The sequence below is a fragment of the Okeania sp. SIO2B9 genome (assembly GCF_010672505.1).
Classification (GTDB): Bacteria; Cyanobacteriota; Cyanobacteriia; order Cyanobacteriales; family Microcoleaceae; genus Okeania; species Okeania hirsuta.
Window position 1 is genome coordinate 1 of record NZ_JAAHGK010001423.1, and the last position, 1839, is coordinate 1839.

Sequence of the window (1839 nt, forward strand, 5' to 3'; positions counted from 1 at the left end):
CTCCTGGTGCTCCAGGACTAGATGGTGCTCCTGGTCTCGCAGGTCCAGCAGGTCCAGTAGGTCCGGCAGGTGTACCAGGAACTCCAGGACTAGATGGTGCTCCTGGTCTCGCAGGTCCGGCAGGTCCAGTAGGTCCGGCAGGTGTACCAGGAACTCCAGGACTAGATGGTGCTCCTGGTGCTCCAGGATTAGATGGTGCTCCTGGTCTCGCAGGTCCGGCAGGTCCAGTAGGTCCGGCAGGTGTACCAGGAACTCCAGGACTAGATGGTGCTCCTGGTCTCGCAGGTCCGGCAGGTCCTGTAGGTCCAGCAGGTCCAGTAGGTCCGGCAGGTGTACCAGGAACTCCAGGATTAGATGGTGCTCCTGGTCTCGCAGGTCCAGCAGGTCCAGTCGGTCCAGTAGGTCCAGCAGGTCCAGTCGGTCCGGCAGGTATACCAGGAACTCCAGGATTAGATGGTGCTCCTGGTCCAGTGGGTCCAGTAGGTCCAGTAGGTCCAGCAGGTGCTCCTGGCCTTCCTGGTCTATCCGCTCAAGTAGGTCCACCACTGGCTTATATCATTGCAACAGAAGATGCTCCTGCAGGATTCTTCCCTGGAGAAGTAGTTTTGTTTGCTGGTACTGCAGCTCCTCCAGGATTCTTATCTCTTGAGGGTCAGTTATTACCCATCGCTGGAAATGAATCTCTATTCCGGGTATTAGGAACTTTATATGGTGGTGATGGAGTCACTAACTTTGCTCTTCCAAATCTCGTAGGTGTTAGTCCTGTTGGCCGACCTACAAGTGTAGAAGCTGTTCCTGCAGCCGGCGGTCCTACACTGTTAGTGGATTTAGGAAATGGCAATATAGTACCTGCTAACACGGTATTCGGAGATGTTGTAACGAATACAGGGGATACTGTAGGCCTCACAGATCTTCCAACTAACGATGTAACATTGCTCCAACAATTGCAGGCATTGCAACTAGAAGCACTTCGTGTAAATGACATGATACAAAATGAAGAGCTTTCTACTGGAGAGTCAATTCCTTTTGCAGGAGAGGCACCAGAAGAGACACCAGCAGAGGCACCATCCATATTCGTTCCAGTTACAAATTAATGTGTTTGAGACTTGACAGTTGAATTTTATCTCAACGTTGGTTGAAGACCCGCGCTCTCCCGTTGGCGGAGCCTAGCGGCAGCTATTAGGGGAGCGTCGCATGGGACAACCAATCAATAAGAGCGGTTCTTCCAAGGGTATGCTATTCTAAATAGAATTAGGCTGCTGGGCTAGCAGTGGAGCGTCTGTGGAGCGCGCCTTTAGACCAGAAAGAGGGAAAGGCCTCGGAGGCAGGTGCGGAGCGAAGCAGAAAGTCCTGAGTCGCGAGGTTTAGGAATCCCGCCTTGTCGCGCCATGCACAACGTCGGGAGGATGTCAATAGTCAATTCTCATAAACAAATAAAAAAAGACCTTGTAGGTATTAGAAACCTGCAAGGTTTTTTTTGAGTAAAAATTTAAAATCTGAATTAACTGATTTGAACTCAAAATTGCTATGCCCTAATCAGTTTACAATTAATATTTGATGGAAATTCAAGCCAAAATTTGGAGGGAAAAATTAATGTTAGATACAATTGTATTGGGTGGTGGATGTTTCTGGTGTGTAGAATCCGTCTTTCTTTCTGTAGCAGGGGTTAAAGAGGCAGAATCTGGTTATGCTGGAGGAAATACTAAGAATCCTGACTATAGATCTATATGTTCTGGAAAAACAGGCCATGCTGAGGTAGTAAAAGTCACTTTTGACTCTGAGAAAATATCACTGCGTGAAATATTTCTAATATTTCACGCAGTGATATTTTCTCAGAGA

2 protein-coding genes are annotated in these 1839 nt (G+C 48.4%); both read left to right on the plus strand.

Translation table 11 applies throughout. The features are described 5' to 3' along the window. A partial coding sequence (locus F6K13_RS31355; protein WP_287289609.1) for a tail fiber protein occupies positions 1-1094 on the plus strand: 1094 nt, incomplete at its 5' end. A gap of 499 nt (positions 1095-1593) precedes the next feature. Continuing rightward, a partial coding sequence (locus F6K13_RS31360) for a peptide-methionine (S)-S-oxide reductase MsrA (RefSeq protein ID WP_287289611.1) occupies positions 1594-1839 on the plus strand: 246 nt, incomplete at its 3' end.